The following is an 18,938-nucleotide window of genomic DNA, read 5'->3' as shown; positions in this document are numbered from 1 at the left end:
AAGGTTCGTGACGTCGCAGGTCGGGCGGGGTAACCTGGAGTGGCCCGCGCCCAGCACTTGTCCGGGGCGCCTCCCCGGTGAAAGGTACGTGGTATGGCTCCGACCCCGATGGTTCTGACAGCGGGCGCGCTGACAATCATCATGACCCTGGTGGGCTTGTGGTTCTTTGGGCGAGGCGTCGGGCAGATCGTTGGAATCATCACCGCGGGGCAACCGGAGTCGGGCCGCTGGCACCACCCGTGGGGCCGGGCCGGGCGGGCCCTCTGGCAGACGCTGAGCCACCAGACTTTCCGCGGTCGCCCGTTGGTGCGGGCCGCCCACTGGCTGGTGATGGTCTCCTTCGTGGTGCTGGTCGTGACCCTCGTGACCTCGTACCTGCAGGTGTGGCGACCAGACTCGGTCCTACCGTTCTTTGGCACCTGGGCCCCGTGGAACTGGCTGACCGAGTTCTTTGCCTGGGCGGGACTGCTGGGCATCGTCGCCCTGATGCTGGTCCGGCTCCGGACCGGCTCCAGCGAACGCACCTCCCGCTTCTTTGGCTCCACCCGCTGGCAGGCCCACTTCGTCGAGTGGGTCATCCTGCTCGTGTGCCTGGCCGTGCTGATCCTGCACGGGTTGCAGGCCCGGGGCGACACCTTCCATTTCCCGTTGACCGCGTGGCTCGGTTCCGGCTTCGCAGACCTGTCCCCCAGCACTCGGGCCAGCCTGATCGTGCTGGTCTCCACCGGGAAGATCGTCGTCTCGATGGCCTGGATGATCGTGGTTGGCCTCCAGGTCTCCATGGGGGTTTCCTGGCACCGATTCCTGGCCCCGCTGAACCTGATGACCAGCCGGGAGGACGACCTGTCGAAGTCCCTGGGCGCGCTCGCCCCGATTCCAACCGTTGACGGGGAACTGGACGAAGACCACCTGGGGCTCGGAACCGTGGACGACCTGACCTGGAAGGACCGCCTCGACGTGCTCTCCTGCACCGAGTGCGGCCGCTGCCAGGACGTCTGCCCGGCGTGGAACACCCAGAAGCCCCTGTCGCCGAAACTGTTGACCCTGGCGGTGCGGGATCGGGCTGCGCAGACGCATTCGGGGGACATCCTGGGGGCGCTGCTGGCGGCGGGAGTGTCGCAGACCGACGGCGACCAGTTGGTCCCGGACGTGCTGGGCCCCGACATGATTTGGGATTGCACCATGTGCGGTGCCTGCGTCGAGCAGTGCCCGGTCGACATCGAGCACGTGGACCGGATCGCCAACCTGCGCCGGTTCCAGGTGCTGATGGAATCGGCCTTCCCGCGCGAGTTGCGCCGACCCTTCAAGGGAATGGAAACGAAGGGTAACCCGTACGGCCTGCCGGCCAAGAAACGGCTGGACTGGGCCAAGGACCTGGCATTCGACGTGCCCGTGATCGGCGAGGACCTGGAGGACGCTACCGAGGTGGAGTACCTGTTCTGGGTTGGCTGCGCCGGAGCCTACGACGACCGGGCCAAGAAGACCACCGCGGCGGTGGCCGAACTGCTGCACACGGCCGGGGTCAGTTTTGCCGTCCTCGGGTCGGGGGAATCCTGCACCGGGGATCCGGCCCGACGCGCGGGCAACGAGGTGCTGTTCCAGCTGTTGGCCGAGGCGGCAATTGACACTTTGAACGAGGCGAAGGCCCAGCGGATTGTGGTCACCTGCGCCCACTGTTTCAACACGATCGCGAATGAGTACCCGGAGATGGGTGGGCACTACGAGGTCATTCACCACACGCAGTTGCTGAACCGGTTGGTCCGGGAGGGCGCCCTCACCCCCACCGCGCCCCCGGAGGGTCAGCGGATCACCTACCACGACCCGTGTTTCCTCGGGCGCCACAATCGGGTCTTCTCTGCCCCGCGGGAACTGCTCGGTTCCATGCTGCCGGTAATCGAAATGCCGCGGTCAGGAGAGAACTCGTTCTGCTGCGGGGCCGGCGGAGCCCGGGCTTGGATGGAGGAGACCCGCGGGACTCGCATCGCCACCAACCGGCTGCAGGAGGCCGCCGACACCGGCGCCACCACCGTCGCCACCGCCTGCCCGTTCTGCACGCAGATGTTTGACTCCGCCAGCGCCTCGGTCACCGGGGTTCCCGCCCCGGAGGTGAAGGACGTGGCGATGCTGCTGCTGGAAGGGGTCCACCGAAGCCAAGCCCAGGACCAGGCCTAGTTTTCGGTTGGCGACTCCAACTCGTCCAACGCCACCAGGAAATCGTCTTCGTCCACCACGGCGACATCGCGCATGAGGGAGGCCAGCGTGGCCGCGGCGCCCGAAATCGCCGCTGAGACCAGGGCCCGTTCGCGCCGGCCGACCCGGGTCAGCTGCCCGTTCGGCAGGGTTTGCTGAATCAGGTTGGCCCAGTTCACCTCGTAAACAAACACGTCCTGGCGCACCCAGCTTTCCCACCGGAGGGCGCGCGGGATCTGGGTGACCAGACGCAGGCCCACCAGCACCTGGGAGGCGGCCCCCACCTTGATCAGGAGTGCGTAGGGGCTGGGACCCTGGCCCTCGAGGGCCGGCGTCACCAACTCCACCTCGGGAAACCGCTCTGACAGAGCGGCCAGGACCTCGTCCTGCCCGGCCGGCTCCGCGGTGTAGACCCGCAGGTTGACCGCGCTGCCCGGATCGGGCACCAGCACCTGACCGGAACCCGCGATCCGCAGCTGTCCGCCCAGGCGCCGAGCGACCCGGCGCAGGACCGAGAGGGCACCCAGCTCCACCCCGACCGGCATCCCGGCGGGAAAAGCGCGGGCCAGCTCTTCCCGAGCCATGACTTCCTCGGTCGGGGCGGCGCCGCGAACCGGCTGGCAGCGCAGCAGCCAAACCGACTCGTTGTCCCCCTGCAAACCCAGGTCCAGGTGGGTCGCCTCGCTCACCTGCCAGGGCCCCTCCAGGGTGACCCCCTCGGTTAGGTGCAGGACGCCCGGGTTAATCCACCCCGCCTCGTTCCAAACGGAAATTGCCAACGCTTCAACTTCCTCCCCGCGCCGGCCCGGGGGCAGCACCAGCAGGTGGTAGGCAGCCGCGGTGACCGCGTCCAACTCGCCGAGGGGCTGGTTGGCGTCCACCGGGGCGGCAATGGAGGCGGCCGAGTCGTCCAGCACCAGCTGACCCGTGTGCTCGATCCGGAAGGTGGAGGTCGACTCATCCAGGGGCGCAAGGTCAATGTCGGCGAGGGGGTGCACCTCGCCCTTCTTTTCTGCCAGCCGCTCCCAGATTGAGCGCCGCTCCGGGTTGGCCGCCGTCATTTTGCCCGGTCCTGCTCGGTTGGCGGCGGCGCCTCCAACTCGTCCTCATCCAGGACCGTCAGCTCAAAGCGCAGGTAGGAGCGGGACGGGGTCGGGCCGCGTTGACCCTGATAGTGGGATCCGAGTTGGGCGGAGCCGTAGGGATGCTCGGCCGGACTGGACAGGTCGAAGAAGCAGAGCTGGCCAATCTTCATCCCCGGGTGCAGCAGAATCGGCATCGTGGCCGTGTTGGAAAGCTCCAGGGTGACGTGGCCGGAAAAGCCCGGATCGATGAAACCGGCGGTGGAGTGCGTGAGCAGGCCGAGCCGGCCGAGGGAGGACTTCCCCTCCAGCCGGGCGGCAATGTCATCGCCCAGCGTCACCCGCTCGTAGGTGGAACCCAGGACAAACTCGCCCGGGTGCAGGACGAACGGCTCCCCGGTGGCCACCACCTCGCGCGTCAGTCCCGGCTGCTCTTGCGCCGGGTCGATCACCGGGTAGCGGTGATTGTCGAACAGGCGGAAGTAACGATCCAGGCGGACGTCGATGGACGCGGGCTGAATCAGGTCCAGGTCAAGCGGATCGAGGTCAATGCGTCCGGCCTCAATTCCGCGCCGAATATCGCGGTCACTTAGCAGCATAAGCCTATCTTTCCATGAGAACGCCCTGGGTGAAGTCGGGGTTCAGCCACAATTTGAACCCGACTTCACCCAGCAGCGAGGAAAGAGCCCCGAAGGGCGGGCAAAAACCGGCTCGGCTCCCATCCGGGTCCGAGCCGGGATCGCCTAGAAAGAGCTGAAAATTGCGCTGAGGACCCCGGTCACGATGGCGAGCACTACGCCGCCGAACAGGAAGACCAGGGTGATGATCCACGCCATGGTCTTGTTCTCCTCATAACCCACCAGCGGGCGGCCCCACTTGTCGGTTTGCCCGCCGAACAGGGTGATCAGGACGTCGACCAGCGTCCAGATTCCGAATCCACCCCCGGTCAGCAGCTTCAAGACGCCGGTGCCGATTTTGCCCAGGTAGAAACGATCCACCCCGAAGGTCCCGAGCAGCCACGCAAACAGCCAGGTTACGACAAATGATTTGGGGGGAACCGTGGTGTAGTACCCGCTGTCCGGTTGCTGCGGATATTGCGGTTCAGTCTGGTACGCCATGAGGAAACCTTTCGCGCTGTGGGGGGTCAGCTGCCGCTTGGACCGACAGCTTGACTTGCCGATGATAAATGTTCTGTCCTCGAATGGACAGCATCCCACGGCGGCAAACTGATATTCAGCCAATATGCACTTATCCGGGAAAAATCAGGGTTCCCCACCGGGTGGGTCCAAGGTCCCAACGGCAGGGAAGCATCGCCTAACCTTCGTTGAAATCCTGCTCCAAACCCACCATGGTAGAGCTATGCAAAAAGTCTGGTCCTTCCTCCGACAGTACCCGGTGGTCGCGATGGCACTGGCCGTCCTGATCGTCGGTCTAGTTCTGAATGCCTCCGAGCAAACCGCGATCGCTCACGCGCTGATCAGCGCTTTCTCTGGTGCATTCGCTCTCTGGACCGCGGTGGGAATGATCCGAGATATCATCCGCGGCCACTTTGGCCTGGACATCCTGGCTCTACTGGCGATTGTTTCAACACTTTTGGTAGGCGAGTACTGGGCTTCAATCATTGTGGTATTGATGCTTTCCGGCGGCGAGGCGCTGGAGGACTACGCCGCCAATCGGGCCCAGCGCGAGCTGACAGCCCTGCTGGACCGGACCCCAACCAGCGCGCATTTGCTGGCCCGAGCCGGGGAGACCAATGCGGACAGTTCCGGTGACTGGTCGGACACCGACGTGCGCGACATTGAGGCCGAGTCCGTTCAGGTTGGGGACCTGCTGCTGGTCCTGCCCGGGGAAATCGTTCCGGTCGACTGTATTCTGCTGAGCCCCACCGGCTCGTTTGACGAATCCTCTTTGACCGGGGAGAGCCTGCCCGTCAGCGTCGTCAGCGGGGACGAGTTGCCCTCCGGTGCGGTCAACGGCTCGCAGGCGGTTCGAGTGCGGGCACTCAAACGCAGCGCGGATTCCCAATATCAGCAGATCATCCGCCTGGTCCAGGAAGCTGAGAATGCCAAGGCTCCCACCGTCCGCCTCGCCGATCGTTTTGCCGTGCCGTTTACCGTGGTGGCGCTGCTGATCGGCGGGGTGGCGTGGATCGTCAGCGGGGAGCCGGTCCGCTTCGTCGAGGTGCTGGTGCTGGCCACTCCCTGCCCGCTCCTGATCGCCGCCCCGGTGGCCTTCATGGGCGGGATGTCCCGCTCGGCCAAAAACGGCATCATCGTCAAAGGCGGGGCCGCTCTCGAGCAGGCCGCCAAGGTCAAGTCAATCGCCTTCGACAAGACCGGCACCCTCACCGACGGGGAGCCGGTGCTGGTGGAAGCCCGGCCCGAGCCCGGCAGCAGTTCTGAGCGTCTGACCCAGTTGGCCGCCAGCGCCGAACAGTACTCCAGCCACGTGCTGGCCAGCGGGATTCGGGCCGGGGCCACTTCGGCGGGCCTCACCCTGGAAAACGCGGCGCACGCCAGCGAGGACACCGGGCAGGGCGTGGAAGCCGACTTCGGGGGTGACCCGGTTCGAGTCGGCCGGTACTCCTACATTCAGGCGGTGGCCCCCTCGGCAAAGCGGGCCCAGTTGGAGCCAGGCCAGGTAGCAGTGTACGTCGCCGAGGGCTCCCGCTACCTTGGTGCGCTGATCCTGGCCGACCACATTCGCGACGAGAGCCGCGCCGTGGTGCAGTGGCTGGGGGATCACGGCGTCCCGGAGATCACCATGGTCACCGGGGACAGTGCCGGGACCGCGCAGGAGGTGGCGAAGCTGGTGGGAATCACCCAGGTGCACGCCTCGATGCGCCCGGCCGACAAGGTTGAGGTGGTTCGGACCCTGTCCCCCAAACCCACGATGATGGTCGGGGACGGTGTCAACGATGCACCGGTGTTGGCTGCCGCCGACCTGGGGGTGGCGATGGGGGCCCGCGGCTCCACCGCGGCGGGCGAGGCGGCCGACGTAGTCATCCTGCAGGATTCGCTCCGCCCGGTGGTCACGCTGGTGGCTATTTCCCGCGACACCGTCCGGGTGGCGCTCACCTCGATTTGGCTGGGAATCTCGCTGTCGGTTGCCCTGATGCTGGTGGCCACCACCGGCGCAATTCCCGCGGTGGTGGGCGCGCTGCTGCAGGAAGTCCTGGACCTGGTCGCCATCGTCTACTCACTGCGGGCTCTGACCGGGCGGGCACCCGTCCTGCCGGAGGGCGGTTCCCAGGTGCCGGTCGGCCTCCCCTCCTCCGCCAAACGAGCAGAAGTCGAGCCGCCAACCGGAATGTCAATCTCCGGTCAGCGGCCCGACTCCAACGGGTGAGGCGCAGCTGTCCAAGGTGGCCCAGTTGGCGGCCCAGGGCGGCCAACTGGGCCAGCGGGGCCAGCTAGCCCTTGACTGAGCCGGCGGTCAGGCCACCGACAATGTACTTTTGCAGGAACAGGAACAGAACCAGCACCGGGATGGTGGCGATGATGGCCCCGGCGGCAAACTGTCCCCAGTTGGCGTCCAACCGGCTGGAAACCCAGGAGTAGAGGCCGATCGCCACCGTCCAGTTCGACTCTGATTGCAGGATCACCCTGGCGATGACGAAGTCGCCAAACGTGGAGATGAAACTGAGCAGCGCCACCACCGCCAGAATCGGGGACGCGAGCCTGAGCACAATGGTCCAGTAGATCTGCGCGTGGGAGGCTCCGTCGATCATGGCGGCCTCATCCAGTTCCTTCGGAATCGAGTTGAAGAAGCCGTACAGCAGGAAGGTGTTCACCCCCAGCGCGCCGCCCAGGTAGACCGCAATCAGGGCGAGGGTCGAGTTCAACCCCAGAATCGGAACCACATTCCCCAGGTTGAGCAGCAGCAGGAAGATGGCCACGAATGCCAGCATCTGCGGGAACATCTGGATGATGAGGAGGGAAGTCAGGCCGAGGCGGCGACCCTTGAACCGGAACCGGGAGAAGGCGTAGGCAGCCGCGGCCGCCATCAGCACCGTACCGATTGAGGTAACCGAGGCGATCACCAGGGTGTTGCCGACCCACTTCCAGAACATGGTTGCGTTCAGTGCCTGGTAGTTGGTCGGGCTCACCGTGGAGAACAGTTCGTTCGACCCGGTCAGGGTGCCGTTCACGTTGAGCGAGGCTGAGATGATGTAGATGATCGGGGTCAGGGCCACGATCGACATCACGATGCCAACCAGGTGTCGCCAGCCCTTGTCCCGTGCCCAGCGGCCAAACGACCGACGGTTCTGCGGCGGCTCCGGGGTCTGCCCCGAGCCCACGTTGGGTTGAGATAATGTTTGCGCGCTCATGTCACATAATCTCCTCAAGCTTGCGGGTCTGGCGGAACGAGATCGCCGAGATGGTGCCGACGATGACGAAGATCAGAATTGAGAGCGCCGACGCCAGGCCGTAGTCCTTGGCGGCTCCCCCATCGATTCCCGAAATCTTGTACACCATGGTGATCAGAATGTCCGTGTGACCCAGTGGAATCAGTGGGTCCCCGAAGGACGGTCCACCCCCGGTCAGCATGTAGATGAGTGAAAAGTTGTTGAAGTTGAAGGCAAAGGAAGAGATCAGCAGCGGGGCGGTGGCAATGAACACCAGGGGGAACTTGATTGACCACCACTGCCGAGCCGGACCGGCGCCGTCAATCTTGGCCGCCTCCTCCAACTCGGAGGGAACCGACTGCAACGCACCGGTGGTGACCAGGAACATGTACGGGAACCCGAGCCAGAGGTTGACCAGGAGCACCGCCAGCTTCGCCAGCCAGGCATTTTGCAGCCACGGAATGTCCGCGCCCCCCAGCAGCACCTGGTTGATGAACCCGTAGGAGCGGTTGAACATGCCGGCAAAGATCAGCGCCGAAATGAACGCTGGAATCGCGTACGGCAGGATCATCATCACTCGGTAGATCTTTTGGCCCCGGATCTTTCGGTTGAAGGTGACCGCGAGGAACAGACCTAACAGGAAGGTGAAGGCCACCGAGAGGAATGCCTGCGCAAAGGTCCACCACAAAATGGAGTAGAACGGGCCGGCATAACGGGAGTCGCCAAACGCCTTGGTGTAGTTCTCAAAACCGACCCCCACCCGCCAGCCGACGGTGAGCGCGTTGCCCTGGTCATCGACAAACTGGCCGCGATCACTCGCGTGGTAGACCACGCCCGTCTCCACGTTGGTCATGGTGTCGGCCGCCTCGTCGTATTCCAGAATGGGCCGGAAAACAAAGGCGTTGAACGCATCGGTGGTTCGAATCGAACCGTCTTCGGGATCGTCCGTGTAGGGAACCCGCAGGTCAAAGATCGCCTGCTGCTGGCGGGACATTTCCTGGGTGGTGAGCACCTGCCAACCCGGCAGTTCGGTGACGCGGTTTCCCTCGACCACGGCGTCGGGCTGCTGTTCCAGCGGATGCTCAGCGGTGCCGGCCAGGACCCCGTCATCGGTGACGATGGCCAGCCCCAGGTCGCTGCCTTTCTCCACCACGGTGACGGGGTAGGCCGCTGAGCCCTCCACCCGCTTCTCGTTTTGCTGGAGCAGAGCCGAAATGGCTGCACCCTTGGTGGAGTTATGGCCGTCGCCGTAGTTGGTGAAGGAAACGTAGACGGTGAAGAAAATGGTGTAAATCTGGAAGGCCAACAGGAAGGCCAAGCCGGGCAGAATGTACTTGAGTGGCAGGGTTTTCCGCGCGAAGTAGACCCAGTCTGCCAGGGCCACCAACACCAGGACCGCGGCAAATAGGCCCCAGGATTTGGCGTTGAACGAGGCGATCAGCAGGTAAACCCCGAAGGCATTCACCAGGGCCATCAGCACGAGTTTGACGAAGTAGCCCGGCCCCCACTCGGCCAGGTTGATCGTGCGCCGGGGCTTCTTCCCGTCCGGCGACTCCCCGTCGCCCGGTGACACAGAAGCCCGTGTTTTCGAATTTGAGGTGCTCCCCATCGATTCCCTCACTTTTTTGGACTCACAACTTTGTGACTGTTCGGATGAGACTTGGTGGGGGACCTGGGAATCCCCGGCCCCCCACCTTTTGATTAGCTGGCAGCTAGGTCCTAGTTGCCGTCAATCGCCTTCTGAATGTCGCCAATCATCCGTTCCCAAGCGGCAGCCGGATCGGCTTCCGCCCCGGAGATGATGGCAGCTTCGGTGCGACCCCACGGGGTCCAGACGGAAGCCATCTCCGGAATCGAGGGCATCGGCAGGGCGTTCTCGCCCGCCTTCATGAAGCCGGCGGTGATCGGATCCTGCGCCGCCTTGTCCGCGGCAGCCTTCAGCGCCGGGGGCCGACCGCCCGCCTCGTACAGGGCGTACTGGGCGTCCTCGGTGGCCATGTAGTTGGTGAGGAAGTTGGTGGCCAGCAGCGGGTTCTGCGCCTTCGCGCTCAGGTAGAAGCCCTGCACCCCGGCGAACGGACGCGCTTCCTGACCGCCCGCGGAAGGAACCGGATCAATGGCCACGTTGATGCCACCCTGGTTGATTGCGTCGAGCATCCAGGGGCCGCCAATCAGGAACGGAGACTCACCCTTGGAGAACGCGTCCACCACGATGTCGTAGGTGCGGTCCTGGTTGAAGACGTCGGTACCCTTGGGGCCGTTGTCGGCGAGGAACTGGGCGTACTCGGCGCCGCCCTCGGCCAGGTTCAGATCGGGGGTGTAGGAGCCGTCGTCAGACTGCTTGAACACGGTCGAGCCGAAGGAGGTCTGGAGCGGGTAGAAGGTGTAGGGGTCGCCCTCTTCCCCGTTCATCTGAATCAGGAACTTGTACTTGGCGCCGGCCGCGTCCGCTGCCGCCATCATGTCGTCCCAGGTGGCGGGAGCTTCGGGGGCCAGATCCGTGTTCCGGATCAGGGCAATGTTCTCGATGGCGTAGGGCACCGCGTAGACCTGACCGTTATAGGTGAAGGCCTGAATGGCGGATTCCTGGAAGTCACCGGCCTTGTCGCCGAGCTCAACCGGGGCCACCACACCGTTGGCGGTGAACTCGCCAACCCAGTCGTTGGCGCCCACGGTGATATCCGGGCCCTCGCCGGTCGGAACCTGGGCGGTGAAGTCAGCACGAATGTCATCGAAGTTTTTCAGGACCAGATCGACCTTGGTGCCGGTCTCTTCGGTGAACTTCTTGGCTGCCTCTGACACCGGACCCTGGCGGGTCTCATCTACCCAAACGGTGATGGAGTCAGTCGACTCGGACGCCGACGGAGCAGACTGAGCGGAATCGTCCGCGGAGGGAGCTTCGTCGGTACCTCCGCTGGAGCAACCCGCCAATCCCAGCGCTGCCGCGGCCGCAACCGCGAACCATGCAGATTTACGCATTCTTTCTTCCCTTTCACTTTTCTAATATGAGACAGTCCGCCCCCGACTGTGATAGCGCATTTTTTAACTATCGCCGTCAGAGCGGTAAGTGCTGTAACACCTGTCATTAGTGACCAGACGATTCTAAATCAAAACGCCAGATTTGGTACTGATCTGGGCTTGTTGTTGGCGGTTCGCAGCCAAACTGTTACCGGCCTCGACCCGCTCTGAGACGTTTGGCTCGATGCTGAGAATCGCCTGAAGGTGAGCCGAAAACCAGTTCGTAATAACTTTTGAGAAACCTTTGTTAACATGGTACGAGCTATTGCGTTGTATTGCTACGTCAGACATACGGTTGGCGGGGTGGGAAGCTGGGGATCGCGGGGTTGTTGCAGGGAATTCAGCGGGGTACCAAGTTCTCAACCAAGGTTGGTTCAGCTGCACGAGTAGTGCTCGACTCGTCACCGGTGGCACGGATTAGGTAGAAGGAGTCGGCCCCTGGTTCCGAACGGAGTCCCAACTCATTGCCATTGCTGGCGCGAGCACTCTGCTTTGGATATGCGACGAGGGGAGCAGTCGTCAAAGGCAGGGATACCCGAAGCCGCCCCGGTGCCGCTGTCTTGCAGCAACCATCGACGCTGATTGCTACCCAAACTCGAAACGGGCGAGCAAGGTGAACAAGCCTTGCCTTCAACCCGATGTTTCGTTCTCCCTCTGTTTCTGTCGCCTCTCTTTGCGAGTCATGTATGGTGTTGGATCCAAAGATGCCTCGTACTCTGACCGCCAGAGATTCACCGTGGGGAAGGATCGCTCTGCTGGCAGGAAACCCCGTGACTCCTTCACATCCGGGTCGTACCATTTCGCCGCACCAACTTCGACTCCGGGGTCCCGCTCCCGAAACGCTTCGTCGATAGCTGGGCCTAGATCCGAGTCGCGTGATGCCAACACAACCACTTCGAACTGGTGGCTCCGGCTGGCCCCCACCAATGCGAGCGCGCAAAGCACATCTACCCCTTTTTCCTGCCACTTGTTCGACCGGGGCACCTTCCGCAAAGGGCGAAGGGTGACATCAACGACCCCCTGATGCCCGCGCGTCCAAGACTCCTTTTGACGCGTGTTCAAGCTGTTACCCTTGGGATTTGCCCTGCTATCCGGCCAACCTCGATAAACCTCTACTCGCGTTACCTCCACACGGTCCGAATCTGTGAGAGAAAGCCCCTTGTTCTTGATGCGGGCAATCTGACTGGCGTATCGAAATGGGTCGATAGTACAGTCGGTCAACTTCCTGTCCGCAGCAAAAATCGAGTGCCCCGTCCTCAACACGTTCTCGTAGTCCATCACGACTATCATCCGTCGGGGCATTCTGCCTCCTCGCAGAAGAAACCCCGCCAGCCCACTTGTTCAGTGGAGGGCGGGGAGTTATGTCTTTATTGTAGCAGCCCCAGTCGCACAGGGTAGATGGAACCGCTCACTCTCGTTACTATTTCGCAACATCCGGCCCACACGGGACTCAATCCTTTGACTTGTTGACAGACTCTCTTGTTCGCCAGCGCGGAGAGAGGAGAACCGCGGGCCCAACGGCGGTGGGCCCAACCATTCGCTCTAGATCCGGTCCTCGGGGCTACCCGTACTTTGAAGTCCCGCTGCTATGACCCCGGCAGGTCAACCTATGGGAATGTGCCTAGTAATGTGCCTAGTAGCCGTTTTTTAGCCGTTTTGCGGAGCGTGCCCGATGGCGAGAAACCACTGGAATCCTGCTGAAATGTCGAGTGGAGCGGGTGACGGGAATCGAACCCGCGCTGTCAGCTTGGGAAGCTGAAGTTCTACCATTGAACTACACCCGCGCGTCTTTAAGACTCACTTAGGGTACCAAAGTCATCTGGCCTTGGCCAAACCGACCGGGCCCTCACCTGCTGCCGGGTCCAGCTCTCAACCACACCCCTGGAAGTCGTCGTACGCTGGCAGGGTGACAGACCGACTCCTTCCACTTCGCCCAGTCGTGGCAGCCGCCATCGTCGATTCGCAGGTGAACCCCAGCCGGCTGCTCTGCACGGCTCGCGCCTACCCAACCCAGTTGCGGGGACTGTTTGAACTTCCCGGCGGCAAGGTGGAACCAGGGGAAGACCCAGAGTCGGCTTTGCTTCGGGAAATTCAGGAAGAACTGGGTGCAACCATTTCGCTGGGCGCGGAACTACTGTCGCCGCCCGGGATCGGGGTGCAGACCGCTCCTAATCAGTGGCAATGGCCGATCCTGGAGGGCCGGACCATGCGCGTCTGGTGGGCAACGATTCTTCCCGGTCAGGTAGCTGAAGTGGGGGATTCTCACCTGGAGGCGCGGTGGGTTCCGTGGGAGGACGTGCTGGACCTACCGTGGCTGCCAACCAACCGTCCGATCGTCACTCAACTGCTGGCTGAGCGAGTGGGGAAGGCAACATTCAAGTAGCGGGAATGCTGACGGATGTGGCAGCGTTGAGGAGAGAAGGTAGGCAAAGAGTTTGCCCACTTGGCAACCAGCTCGGAGGAATCAATGAGCACCATTGAAGTGACCCAGGAAAATTTCGAAGCCACTATTACTGAGAATCCGATTGTGCTGTTGGACTTTTGGGCGGAGTGGTGCGGACCGTGCCGTCAGTTCGGCCCGATCTACGAAAAGGCTTCCGAGACCAACACCGACATCGTGTTCGGCAAGATTGACACCGATGCGGAGCAGGAACTGTCCCAGGGGGCGCAGATTTCTTCGATCCCGACCCTGATGGCTTTTAGGGATGGAATTGCGATCTTCCGTCAGGCCGGAGCCCTGCCGGGGCCGGCCCTGGACGACCTGATTCGTCAGATTCGCGAACTCGACATGGATCAGGTTCGGGCCGACATCGCCGCCGCGAACGGCGACCCGGTCTAGCCGGCTACAGGGATCGGCGCCCCTCCAGGGCCCGACCCAAAGTCACCTCGTCGGCGTACTCCAGGTCTCCCCCCACGGGTAGGCCGGAGGCCAGACGGGAAATGCTGACTTCCAGGGGGGCGAGGAGCCGCGAGATGTAGGTCGCGGTAGCCTCGCCCTCAATTGTTGGGTTGGTCGCGAGGATCACCTCGGTCACGGTCGAGTCGGCCAAGCGTCGGTAGAGCTCCCGGATCCGCAGCTGATCCGGCCCGATTCCGCTCAGCGGATCAATCGCACCACCCAGCACGTGGTAGCGCCCACGAAACACGCGAGTGCGTTCGAGCGCCTGAATGTCCTTGGCTTCCTCCACCACGCAGATGACCGTCTCGTCCCGACGCGGATCAGCACAGATTGAGCAGATTTCGCTCTCGGTCACGTTCCCGCACTGGGTGCAGAACTTGACCTTGGTCTTGACGTCTTTGATGGCGCCAATCAGGCGCTCCACCTCTTCGTTTTCTTCAGCCAGCAGGTAAAAGGCGATTCGTTGGGCCGACTTGGGTCCGATCCCCGGCAGAGTCCCCAGTTCGTCAATGAGGGACTGAACTGCACCTTCGAACACTTACCGCTCCTCTTCTATTTCTTCAATCAGCGTGCCGCCAAGCACATCCAAGATTGCGGGCACACCCCGGTTGGGAGCGGTCTCCACGGTGGGGTCGTGCAGGCTAACTTCGTCGTCTCGCGGGTCGTAGGCCGGGGGAGCCGGTGGCTCCGGCTCGCGCTCCAGCTCGGGGGCCGGCCGAGGGGCCGGTTGAGGGGTAGGCTCCGGGGCCGATTGAGGGGTCGACCCAGGGGTCGGATCCGGCGCAACGGCCAACCCGGGCTCCGGCTCAACCGCTACCGGTGGGGTCGGCCGACTAGGAGAATCAGGGCGGCTCGGGGCGGACGTTGGAGCCGGGGTCGAGGTGGGGGAAGTGGACGGTGTGGCGCGCTTACCCTCGCCCACTTCAACTTCCACGGCCGGGCCAAACACCTGCTTGACGGCAGCGCTGATGGCAGTCAGCTCGGCCCCTCCCGACAGGAGCCGGTTTCGGACGGAGGCACTGGGAGCGATTCGCAGGGTGGCACCGTCCAGTTCGACCGGAGTCGTGCCCTTGACCACCACTTCAAACACGCGGGAAACCTGGCCGACAATGGTCCCAACCTGCGCCCACTGTTCGGCCAACGTTTTGTTCGACGAACCGGTGGAAGCTGCGGCTGGACGCCGAGGTTCAGACTGCGAGGGGGTGGGCGGAGCCGCGGGCCGAGTGGCGGCGGGGGGTGCCTGCCGGCGATCGTTCCCCTGGGGCCGCTCGGAGGCGGGGGCCGGAGTCTTGTGCTGGACGGGCGCAACCGAGGCGGGGTCAACTCGCTCAACCGGGGCCGGCGCTGATGTTCGAGCCGGAGCGGGCGCGGGAGCCGGGGCCGCCTCGTGCTCAGCGGAAGGATCTTCGGCCAGCATCCGTCCCAGCAGCAACTCTAGCTGCAGGCGCGCGCTGGCAGTTCCGCTCATGTTTCGCAGAGCTTCATCAATCTGGTCGGCCCGCCGCGACAGCGCGCGGGTGCCCCAGGCCTGAGCCTGCTCAAGCATCCGAGTGAGGCGATCCTGCGGCACGTGCGGCAGCACCTCTTTGGCCTGGCTGGGCACCAGGGCGCAGATGAGGACGTCGCGCAGCAACTGCAGCAGATCCTTGGTGAACTGGATGGCGTCCACCCCGGAATCGACGGCGTTCTCCACAATCTGGAACGCCCGCGCCCCATCGCCCTGCCCCAAAGCAGCCACCATCGACTCCAGCAGGGAGGTGTCGGTGTAACCCAGTAGCCCGGTCGCCTGCGCGTAGGACACGGACTGGCCGCCACAACCAGCGATCAGCTGGTCGAGCACAGAGAGGGAGTCTCGGACCGATCCGCCGCCGGCCCGAATCACCAGCTCCAACACTCCGTCTTCCACCGTGATGCCCTCGCGTTCACACAGTGACTGGAGGTAGGGCAGCAGAACCGTTGGGCCCACTAGCCGGAATGGGTAGTGGTGGGTGCGGGACCGGATCGTGCCGATAACTTTCTCCGGCTCGGTCGTGGCGAAGATGAACTTGATGTGCTCGGGCGGCTCTTCCACGATTTTCAGCAGCGCGTTGAACCCGGCCGAGGTGACCATGTGCGCCTCGTCCAAAATGAAGATCTTGTACCGATCCCGGGTCGGGGCAAATGACGCCCGCTCCCGCAACTCCCGGGCATCATCCACGCCGTTGTGCGAGGCGGCATCAATTTCCACCACATCCAGGGAGCCGGGGCCACCAGCGGCCAGCTCAACGCAGGACTCGCACACTCCGCACGGGGTGGAGGTGGGGCCCTCGGCGCAGTTCAGACAGCGAGCCAGGATTCGGGCCGACGTGGTTTTTCCGCAGCCGCGGGGGCCGGAAAAAAGGTAAGCATGTGAGGTTCTGCCACTGTCGAGAGAGTTCTTCAGCAGCTCGGTGACGTGATCTTGCCCCACCACGTCATCAAAGTTGTCGGGACGATATCGACGATACAGCGCAACAGCCACGATTCTCCCTTCGCTGATCCGTTGGTTCACGCACGGGCCGGCATATAGCGATCCCCCGCGCACCCGGCAGAGCGACCTTATCCTTGCTGCCTTCCGGCCCTGGGGAGGTTCAGGTGATACCGTCACACGGGGGATCGAGGACCAGTCTACACGTTCCATCTCAGCCGCGGGAACGAGCTCGGACCGCTGTGGATATGATCAAGTTGGCCGACTGATCTTTGTCTGGAAGGAAGCAGCTTGTCGCACCCTCAGATTCCCGGCACCGGAACTTTGGAACTTGTCCCCGTTTGGGACGAACTGGATCTGGTTGCCGCTCCCGTTCGGGCAGCACTGCTCGCGTATCGCGAAACCCGTCCCGATTTGGCTGAGCAGATCTTCGTGGCCCCGGTCCCGCCGGAGGCGGCCGACACGGAGGCACTGACCTCGGCGTTTGACTTGGACCCGGCTCTGTCGGTCAACTGCATCCTGGTCGGCGGCAAACGAGCAGGTGAGCAACGGATCGCCGCCTGCAATATCCGGGCCACCACTAACGCGGATGTGAACTCGGTGGTACGCCGACTGCTGGACGTGCGGAAAGCCTCGTTCCTGGCCCGCGACCTGGCCGTCGAGCAGAGCGGGATGGAATACGGCGCGATCACCCCGGTCGGGATTCCCACCACTTGGCGGCTGCTGGTGGACCAGCGGGCCAGCGAAGGCTGGGCCTGCATCGGTTCCGGGGTCCGCCACTCCAAGCTGGTTTTGCCCGGACAGGTCCTGGCCACCCTGCCGGGATCCGAGGTGATTGAGGGCCTGGCCAACTAGCGGCCCTGCTTTCGGGCCCGCTGGTGGCGTTCGCCAAATCACAGCCTCAGTTTCGCAATCAACCTCAAATCTAGGTAGGATAGCTGGGCATGGTTGGTGCGGATACGCAGCATCAATGCACCGGAGGATTCGCCTAGTGGCCTATGGCGCACGCTTGGAAAGCGTGTTGGGTGCAAGCCCTCGGGGGTTCGAATCCCCCATCCTCCGCTCCTAGTTACTGCCGGTTGGCAGCGTTGGCGAGGGTCGCCGCAAACTCTTGTCCCCATGGGTGGCACACAGTCCAAACCGAGGTACCGCAATTGCGGGACAATTGGGCTATCGTGCCAGTTGCCGGGTTCATCGTCTGAACGGCTATTGCATAGCTATCCGACAGAACCCCAGAATCCATGTCCTCCGGTCGGCGATCGTACTTCGGACCGGTGGCCGAAGGCCTGGCCGCGCGGTGTTGCCTGCCGGGTGCTGCCACGCGCTGAGCTCTGACGATGGCGCGAATCTCAAGCCAGGCTCAGCTCCGGCTTCTACCGGACCACCAACCTCGGACTTGGGGTGCAGTTGGAACCGGCCCAACTCCCGGCCTGGCACCGGGGCGAGGCAGCTTCTTTGCGTTGCGTGTCCTGCCTCCTGAACGGCCGGACTACCTGTCTCCCCCTGCAAGCGGCTTGACGGAGATTACATCTCGTTTGGGACACTCTTGAGCTCGCCGAATCAGTGCAAACATGTATCCAATAAAAATTAGCAAAGTGCCCATCCTAGAATAAGTGACCAGAGCAATTATAGTCGCAGCACCAAGCAATACGATATGCAACGCTTTTTCCCAGTTCGGCATCTCTTTCCTTAGTGTCGATGGAGTATAAAATTGGCTAAGTCAAATAATCGTCTATCAGCGGGAACGTTCCTGTGTCGGTTAAGCCGAGGACTGTCTCGAAAAAATCGAGGCTTTCAAAAGATCGCCGACAGGAACGCCCTCAAAGAAGAAGGTGATTGTCTCGCTGGCCTCAAAACGATGAGTCAAGCCTCCTCCGAACTTCCACTTCAACATCGTTGTCATTGAGTCGTCATCCACGACTGTGGGTCAACACCTCAACCTCACCTACCTCAGCGTACCGACGGACTGTCCGTTTTTGAGCCGAGCTTCCACACAGAGCTAGTAGTGTTACCAAACCGTGACTCGGATCGTTTTACGAATTTCTATTGGACTCCAAGAACGCCCGTTGGTTTCGGCGGATGACAGGATGGTTGGAAACTTCAATAATGGTGGGCGGAAATATGGATATATCAAGAGGCACATCGGGGTAAAAGCGCAGGTCAGGGTCACAATCTCCCTTTCGTCTGGACGCGCAGTTGGTCGACCCCGCGCCGCGCACTATGAGGCATTCTTACCTCCCGGCAACTCAGCTAAAGAGTGACAAGACGCTACAGAACGGTAAGCACCACCCAATCGGTGCAGATTTTCGCCAATCTCCTTCCAGCGTGCAGTAGCAATCAGAGCAGACCCGCAGGTTGTCTCGACTACCGCAATCCCGGCCTCACCTGCGCCCTCCCACCTCCAGCACCGCGGACTCCACCCCACAATTGGGGCAATCCCGTACCGGGCAGCTTCCAGGGGACCGCACTGTTTTAGCCGGGGGCGCTTACCGGGCCAGATCGAGCACCCCCGCGTCAGAATAGAAGGTCGAGTGCCTAATCCGGCCCCGACGAAGGGTCGTGAAGCTCAGATCATGAGCGTCCTTGCCCTCAATCAGAGTCCAGCTGGCTGCCTCGAGTTCCTCGCTGATTCAGACTTCGGGGCGGCCCCGGTGTGGTCTCGGAGCCTCAGTTGCCATTTCCCGGGGTTTTCCTCCCTGCCTGGGCGACACGCTAGGAGGCAGGGGTTCCAGAGAGGGAGAGGGGCTTAGTGCTTCACTGGCAGTGCGGTGATCTTGCCGAACCGCATTCCAGTCACAAATTGGGCCTGCACGAACCGCTGGTATTCCTCGGGGAAGCCTCCAAGCAGGATCATGAACTCATCCCTAGTTAGGAAGACTATCTCTTCCTCTTCGATGACGGGCAAGTCAGGATCGTCGCAGGGACTCTTAGCGAGATCAATGTTTGGGTCTCGCA

Annotated in this window: 15 protein-coding genes, 2 tRNA genes and 1 other RNA gene; 6 read left to right on the top strand and 12 right to left on the bottom strand. The window is 62.8% G+C overall.

All coding sequences use genetic code 11. The features are described 5' to 3' along the window. Window positions 1-93: 93 nt before the first annotated feature. Window positions 94-2,172, top strand: a complete 2,079-nt coding sequence (locus SAC06_RS01025; protein ID WP_350258366.1) for a (Fe-S)-binding protein — start codon at window positions 94-96, stop codon at window positions 2,170-2,172. Here SAC06_RS01025 and SAC06_RS01020 read toward each other — a convergent pair. The 3 genes from SAC06_RS01020 to SAC06_RS01010 form a co-directional block, all read right to left on the bottom strand. Then, window positions 2,169-3,251: a hypothetical protein gene (locus tag SAC06_RS01020; protein WP_350258365.1), complete on the bottom strand. Its 1,083-nt coding sequence runs from the start codon at window positions 3,249-3,251 to the stop codon at window positions 2,169-2,171. The two genes, SAC06_RS01025 and SAC06_RS01020, sit on opposite strands and share 4 nt — an antisense overlap. After that, window positions 3,248-3,871 (bottom strand): dCTP deaminase, encoded by a 624-nt coding sequence (gene dcd / locus SAC06_RS01015; RefSeq protein ID WP_350258364.1) that lies wholly within the window; start codon window positions 3,869-3,871, stop codon window positions 3,248-3,250. Before dcd ends, SAC06_RS01020 begins: the two co-directional genes overlap by 4 nt. A 144-nt stretch (window positions 3,872-4,015) precedes the next feature. Continuing rightward, window positions 4,016-4,390, bottom strand: a complete 375-nt coding sequence (locus SAC06_RS01010) for a TM2 domain-containing protein (protein ID WP_350258363.1) — start codon at window positions 4,388-4,390, stop codon at window positions 4,016-4,018. Window positions 4,391-4,631: 241 nt separating this feature from the next. Here SAC06_RS01010 and SAC06_RS01005 point away from each other — a divergent pair, with 241 nt between their 5' ends. Beyond that, window positions 4,632-6,620 (top strand): heavy metal translocating P-type ATPase, encoded by a 1,989-nt coding sequence (locus SAC06_RS01005; protein ID WP_350258362.1) that lies wholly within the window; start codon window positions 4,632-4,634, stop codon window positions 6,618-6,620. A gap of 64 nt (window positions 6,621-6,684) precedes the next feature. Here the strand turns inward: SAC06_RS01005 and SAC06_RS01000 are convergent, their stop codons facing one another. The 5 genes from SAC06_RS01000 to SAC06_RS00980 form a co-directional block, all read right to left on the bottom strand. After that, entirely contained in the window at window positions 6,685-7,602 is a 918-nt protein-coding gene (locus SAC06_RS01000; RefSeq protein WP_350258361.1) for a sugar ABC transporter permease, read from the bottom strand. A gap of 1 nt (window position 7,603) precedes the next feature. Beyond that, a complete protein-coding gene (locus tag SAC06_RS00995) occupies window positions 7,604-9,193 on the bottom strand; it encodes an ABC transporter permease subunit (RefSeq protein ID WP_350258360.1) in 1,590 nt (529 codons plus the stop codon). Between the two features lie 146 nt (window positions 9,194-9,339). Next, complete coding sequence (locus SAC06_RS00990) at window positions 9,340-10,599, bottom strand: extracellular solute-binding protein (RefSeq protein ID WP_350258359.1); 1,260 nt, start codon at window positions 10,597-10,599, stop codon at window positions 9,340-9,342. 669 nt (window positions 10,600-11,268) lie between these two features. Beyond that, on the bottom strand, window positions 11,269-11,916 hold the full coding sequence (locus tag SAC06_RS00985) for an NYN domain-containing protein (RefSeq protein ID WP_350259135.1): 648 nt from the start codon (window positions 11,914-11,916) through the stop codon (window positions 11,269-11,271). A gap of 432 nt (window positions 11,917-12,348) precedes the next feature. Further along, window positions 12,349-12,422 (bottom strand) — tRNA-Gly (locus tag SAC06_RS00980). A 122-nt stretch (window positions 12,423-12,544) separates the two neighbouring features. Between SAC06_RS00980 and SAC06_RS00975 the strand changes: the two genes are divergently transcribed. Then, the gene (locus tag SAC06_RS00975) at window positions 12,545-13,021 is read left to right on the top strand and encodes a (deoxy)nucleoside triphosphate pyrophosphohydrolase (protein ID WP_350258358.1); all 477 of its coding nucleotides are present in this window, start codon (window positions 12,545-12,547) and stop codon (window positions 13,019-13,021) included. Window positions 13,022-13,105: 84 nt separating this feature from the next. Continuing rightward, window positions 13,106-13,477 carry a thioredoxin gene (trxA, locus tag SAC06_RS00970; RefSeq protein WP_350258357.1) on the top strand — a complete coding sequence of 124 codons (372 nt, stop codon included), beginning with the start codon at window positions 13,106-13,108 and terminating at the stop codon, window positions 13,475-13,477. Window positions 13,478-13,481: 4 nt separating this feature from the next. On the opposite strand, the gene recR is transcribed toward trxA, so the two are convergent. The 3 genes from recR to ffs all read right to left on the bottom strand — a co-directional run bounded on the left by recR (window position 13,482) and on the right by ffs (window position 16,176). Beyond that, entirely contained in the window at window positions 13,482-14,075 is a 594-nt protein-coding gene (gene recR, locus SAC06_RS00965; RefSeq protein WP_350258356.1) for a recombination mediator RecR, read from the bottom strand. Then, on the bottom strand, window positions 14,076-16,037 hold the full coding sequence (locus SAC06_RS00960; protein ID WP_350258355.1) for a DNA polymerase III subunit gamma and tau: 1,962 nt from the start codon (window positions 16,035-16,037) through the stop codon (window positions 14,076-14,078). Window positions 16,038-16,080: 43 nt separating this feature from the next. Continuing rightward, window positions 16,081-16,176: signal recognition particle sRNA small type (gene ffs / locus SAC06_RS00955), an RNA gene on the bottom strand. Between the two features lie 98 nt (window positions 16,177-16,274). Here ffs and SAC06_RS00950 point away from each other — a divergent pair. Continuing rightward, on the top strand, window positions 16,275-16,838 hold the full coding sequence (locus SAC06_RS00950; protein WP_350258354.1) for a YbaK/EbsC family protein: 564 nt from the start codon (window positions 16,275-16,277) through the stop codon (window positions 16,836-16,838). Between the two features lie 122 nt (window positions 16,839-16,960). Then, a tRNA-Ser gene (locus SAC06_RS00945) sits at window positions 16,961-17,045 on the top strand. Between the two features lie 1,684 nt (window positions 17,046-18,729). Here SAC06_RS00945 and SAC06_RS00940 read toward each other — a convergent pair. Continuing rightward, window positions 18,730-18,888, bottom strand: coding sequence for a hypothetical protein (locus tag SAC06_RS00940; protein ID WP_350258353.1), 159 nt, complete (start codon window positions 18,886-18,888; stop codon window positions 18,730-18,732). Window positions 18,889-18,938 lie beyond the last annotated feature (50 nt).

Source organism: Scrofimicrobium sp. R131, from assembly GCF_040256745.1.
GTDB lineage: Bacteria > Actinomycetota > Actinomycetes > Actinomycetales > Actinomycetaceae > Scrofimicrobium > Scrofimicrobium appendicitidis.
Note: the sequence above shows the minus strand (reverse complement) of the source record. Positions and strands in the feature narration are given on the sequence as shown.